Origin of the sequence: Leptospira mayottensis 200901116, from assembly GCF_000306675.2 — a bacterium.
In the GTDB taxonomy this organism is placed as follows: domain Bacteria; phylum Spirochaetota; class Leptospiria; order Leptospirales; family Leptospiraceae; genus Leptospira; species Leptospira mayottensis.
The window spans coordinates 1,677,501-1,682,500 of sequence record NZ_CP024871.1 but is presented as its reverse complement, the minus strand read 5'-3'; the positions used below and the strand labels follow the sequence as shown (position 1 = coordinate 1,682,500).

At 42.2% G+C, this 5,000-nt stretch carries 5 protein-coding genes (1 of these 5 only partly in view); all 5 read left to right on the top strand.

Annotated elements, in window-relative coordinates:
• Positions 1–204, top strand: the final stretch of a protein-coding gene (gene lepB, locus LEP1GSC190_RS07520) for a signal peptidase I (RefSeq protein ID WP_004280257.1). The gene continues 351 nt to the left of window position 1, outside the view; the window shows 204 of its 555 coding nt (coding positions 352–555); its start codon lies off the left edge, out of view; the stop codon is at positions 202–204.
• A 294-nt stretch (positions 205–498) separates the two neighbouring features.
• Complete coding sequence (locus tag LEP1GSC190_RS07515; protein WP_237578372.1) at positions 499–1,920, top strand: sensor histidine kinase; 1,422 nt, start codon at positions 499–501, stop codon at positions 1,918–1,920.
• A complete protein-coding gene (locus LEP1GSC190_RS07510; protein ID WP_004280102.1) occupies positions 1,917–2,357 on the top strand; it encodes a response regulator in 441 nt (146 codons plus the stop codon). Before LEP1GSC190_RS07515 ends, LEP1GSC190_RS07510 begins: the two co-directional genes overlap by 4 nt.
• A 419-nt stretch (positions 2,358–2,776) precedes the next feature.
• Positions 2,777–3,784, top strand: a complete 1,008-nt coding sequence (gap, locus tag LEP1GSC190_RS07505; protein ID WP_004280200.1) for a type I glyceraldehyde-3-phosphate dehydrogenase — start codon at positions 2,777–2,779, stop codon at positions 3,782–3,784.
• A 3-nt stretch (positions 3,785–3,787) separates the two neighbouring features.
• Entirely contained in the window at positions 3,788–4,978 is a 1,191-nt protein-coding gene (locus LEP1GSC190_RS07500; RefSeq protein WP_004280897.1) for a phosphoglycerate kinase, read from the top strand.
• Positions 4,979–5,000: the final 22 nt, after the last annotated feature.

Sequence of the window (5,000 nt, the reverse complement as noted above, 5' to 3'; positions counted from 1 at the left end):
TATTTTTCCGACGGCGGATTCGTGCTACGGTTCGAAGATAAACGAGCACCGTTTCCCGCAAGCTTTTCCAGTCGGGATAATAGTGAACCTTTAATTCTCAAAGATCGAGATTATTTTTTACTCTGCGACAATCGGGACTCTTGTTCAGATTCCAGAGATTTCGGTCCAATTCCCATCGAGTATATCTTGGGAAAAGCTTTCTGAATTTTCTCATACCGTTTTCAATTTTGAAATCGATTTTTCGAGTATAGTCCCAATATTTGTTTAGGTTTTTTAACTAAAAAAGCCAAAAATCAATTCGTTCGGAACTTCCAAGGCTTTAGGGTAACAATAGCGTGAATTTGAATATTCAAATTTTCGATTTTACGATTTGACAAGGCTCGATCCGCATGATATCTTGACCCGACTCTTTTTCGTTCGAACGTTTATACTCAGGCAATTTGATGAGTAAAATCTGATCGATTCAAAATGAAACATTCAGAACTTACATTCCAACTCATGGTCGAATCCGTCCCAAACGCAATTTTATTGCTGAACCGGGATGGTAAGATCGTTTATATCAATAATCAAGCCGAGAAATTGTTCGGATATGAACGAATCGAATTGATCGGACAGGTTGTGGAGGAACTCCTTCCGCATCGATACCGCAAAAATCATCCGACATTTAGAGATTCCTTTTTCCTTTCTCCAAAAGTTCGACCGATGGGTGCAGGTAGAGATCTTTTCGGGCTCAAAAAAGACGGGGCCGAGTTTCCAATCGAAATCGGCTTGAATCCGGTCGTAACCGCGGACGGAACTCTCGTTTTAGCGTCTATCATCGATATCACAGAAAGAAAAAAAGCAGAACAAAGATTTCGTCTCGTAGTCGAGTCAGCGCCAAACGCGATGGTTCTGGTAAACGCGGAAGGAACAATTTCTCTCGTAAATGAGCAGACCGAAAAACTCTTCGGTTACGAAAGAGAAGAATTGATCGGAACCAAATTGGAAATACTGCTCCCAGAACGTTTCCGTATAGAACATCCGGATCGGAGAAATCAATTCTTTCAATCCCCTTCTGTTCGATCGATGGGCACAGGAAGAGATTTATTCGCTCGAAGAAAGAACGGATCCGAAGTACAAGTCGAAATCGGTTTGAATCCGATCGATACGGATGAAGGCCCTATGGTTCTTGCCTCCATCATCGACATTACGGAAAGAAAAAATCAAGAGGCTACTTTGATTCGAAAAAACGAATTGGAAGTCAAAAATAAGGAACTGGAGCAATTCGCATTTCTTGCATCTCACGATCTACAAGAACCTCTTAGAACCGTATCTAACTACATTCAAATTTTGGAAGAGGACTACGGTAACACATTCGATTCGAATATGAACCGCCATTTAAGAACGATTGATCAAGCAACCAAACGAATGAGTGTTCTCGTAAAAGCCCTTCTTATGTATGCAAGAATCGGAAGGGATCAAAAGTTAGCTCTTACGGATTTAAATCGTACCATCTCAGAAGTTCTTTCCGATCTCGAAAACTTGATTCTTCATTCCAAGGCCAAAATCTTTTTCGAACCTCTTCCTATCTTGAACGTATACGAGGTAGAATTTAGACAACTCCTTCAGAATCTGATCACGAACGCGATCAAATTCTCCAAAAAAGAAACTGATCCGGAAATTCGAATTCACTGTCGAAATGAAGGTGACCACTGGCATTTTTCGATCCAAGACAACGGAATCGGAATCGAATCCAAATATTTGGATAGAATCTTCTTTATCTTTCAAAGACTTCATATCAAAGAAGAATACGAAGGCCACGGAATCGGATTAGCTCATTGCAAGAAAATCATAGAATTACACAACGGCCGTATCTGGGTCGAGTCCGCTATAGGAATAGGAAGCACTTTTTATTTCAACATTCCTATCTTAAATCCATGAAAAATCAAAAATTAAAATGTATTCTCCTCATCGACGATAACCAAGACGATAATTTTTTTCACGAAAGGGTGATCCGCAAAGGAAATTATGCGGAAATTGTAATCTCAAAACAATCTGGTCAGGACGCTTTGGATTTCTTAAAAAATAAATCGGAAAATCCGGAACCGTTTCCCGATCTCATTTTCTTGGATATCAATATGCCCGGAATGAACGGTTGGGAATTTTTAGAAGAATATAAAAAATTAGATAAGGCGCTTCAAACCAGTACGATCATAGTCATGTTGACTACCTCGGAAAATCCGGATGATAGAAATAAATTCTCTCAATTCGGTTCTACATCAGATTTCAAAACAAAACCTCTTACAAATTCGATGATGGATGAAATTTTAATAAGAAATTTTTCTCAATCGAGTTCCGCAGACATACAATCTTTTTAAACCAACTTAAAATTTTGTCCAAAACCTGTTGAGCGAGACAACCGACGAGCAGCAAAGCGGTACGAGTGGTTTCCAACGAAGTTGGAAAAAGCGATCTATAGAAGTGGGATACTTTCGTTACACAAAAACGTAGGAACTCCTACTGTTTCTATAGAACGACCATTTTTTTAACGATATTTGTATTATTGGCCGTTTCCACTTTGCATAACGCCGCATGAACAGAATCCGTATTTACGCAACAAGGCCAAACAGAGATTTCTTGTAAAAATCTGAGACTCATTCCTAAATTCTTCCCAAAAAACGGATTTTCAAGAGAATTATCCGAGAAAATACTGTATTACAAACCTTAAAAATTCTCCCCTACGCGCGTCGCCGAACAGGGAGTTCTGAAATAAAATCTGAAACAACAAGGGAAAAAAATGACTAGAATAGCCATCAACGGATTTGGAAGAATCGGAAGACTTGTTTTCCGTGCAGGAATCAAAGACCCTAATCTGGAATTTGTCGCAATCAATGATTTAGTTACTCCTGACAACCTGGCCTACTTACTCAAATACGATTCCACTCATGGAAAATTCCAAGGAACCGTTGAACACACCGATAAAGAACTGATCGTAGATGGAAAAAAAGTTCTCTGCGTTTCCGAAAGAGATCCTGAAAAACTTCCCTGGAAAGATCTGAAAGTGGACTACGTGATCGAATCCACCGGACTTTTTACCGACAGAGCGGGGGCAGAAAAACACTTAAAAGCGGGAGCGAAAAAAGTCGTAATTTCCGCGCCTGCAAAGGACAAGGATATCCCCACATTCGTAATGGGTGTCAACAACGAGAAATACAATGCGTCAACCGATCATATCGTTTCCAACGCATCCTGCACTACAAATTGCCTGGCTCCGATTACCAAAGTCGTCCTTGATAACTTTGGGATCGAAGAAGGCCTTATGACCACGATCCACGCAACAACGGCAACTCAGCCTACCGTAGACGGACCTTCTAAAAAGGACTTCCGCGGCGGGAGAGGAGCAATGCAGAATATCATTCCTGCGGCGACCGGTGCAGCAAAAGCGGTGGGACTTTGTATCCCTGAAGTCAACGGGAAACTGACAGGTATGTCTTTTCGTGTTCCCACTCCGGATGTTTCGGTTGTGGACTTAACCGTGAGAACCACGAAAGAAACCTCTCTTAAAGAAATTTCCGCAAAGATGAAAGAAGCTTCCGAAGGATCCATGAAAGGAATTCTCGGTTACACAGAAGACATGGTAGTATCCAACGACTTCGTAAGTTCCACACTTTCCTCCATTTTCGATCAAGACGCTTGTATCGAACTTAACTCCAGATTCTTTAAGCTCGTTTCCTGGTATGATAACGAGATGGGATACTCCAACAGAGTTCTGGATCTGATCCGCTACATGGCGAAGAAAGGCTAATTCATGGAATTACCCAGACTCGAAAACGCCGACCTCTCGGGAAAAAGGGTTTTTCTAAGGGTAGATTTTAACGTTCCCATAGAAAACGGAAAAGTTACCGACAAAACCAGAATCGAAAAAACCCTTCCTACGATCGAACTTCTGATTAAAAAAGGAGCAAGAATAATCATTGCAAGTCATTTGGGAAGACCCCAAGGTCAAGTGAATCCAGAATTCTCCTTGGCCCCGGTCGTTGAAACTTTCAAAGGGCTCATTAAGTCAAACGTCTACTTCTCTAAAACCGTAATTGGAAACGAAGCGGTCAAACTTTCTAAAGAACTCAAAGACGGAGAAATCCTCGTGATCGAAAACGTCCGTTTCCATAAGGAAGAAGAAGAGAACGAACCGGGCTTTTCCAAAAAGCTCGCCGCACTTGCGGACGTTTACGTCAATGACGCATTCGGTGCGGCTCACAGGGCCCACGCATCTACGGAAGGAATTGCTCATCTTCTTCCTGCATATGCGGGCCTTTTGATGCACAAAGAAATCGTGGAACTTTCCGCTCTTCTCTCAAAACCGGCCCGTCCCTTCGTTGCAATCATCGGTGGATCCAAGGTTTCCACAAAGATTAAGGTTCTCAACAACCTCTTCGATAAAGTGAATCATCTTCTCATCGGCGGCGGGATGGCATATACTTTCTTAAAATCCAGGGCGGTTCCCGTGGGAAATTCTCTCGTGGAAAAAGACTTCGAAGTCCAAGCATTTCAACTGATCGAAAAAGCCGGAGTTGCGGGGGTAGATCTTCAACTTCCTGTGGATCATATCATCGGAGATCAGTTCAGCGAAAAAGCGAAGACTAAGTCCGTAGATAAAATGGGAATCTTAGACGGTTGGATGGGAATGGACATCGGCTCCAAAACAGTTTCGAACTACGAAAAGATCATCAAAAACGCGGGGACGATTTTTTGGAACGGACCGATGGGCGTTTTTGAAATGGATAAATTCGCGGGCGGAACGATGGCAATCGCGAAAGCGATTTCGAAATCCAAGGCGAAAACCGTGGTCGGTGGCGGAGATTCTATCGCAGCAATCAACAAAGCGGGAGTCGCCGACAAGATTACCCACATTTCTACTGGCGGCGGTGCTTCTCTTGAGTTTATGGAAGGAAGAAAACTCCCCGGAGTAGAAGCTCTTCTGAAAAAAGATTCCAAGTAAAAGGCCCAGCTCTTTCACGATT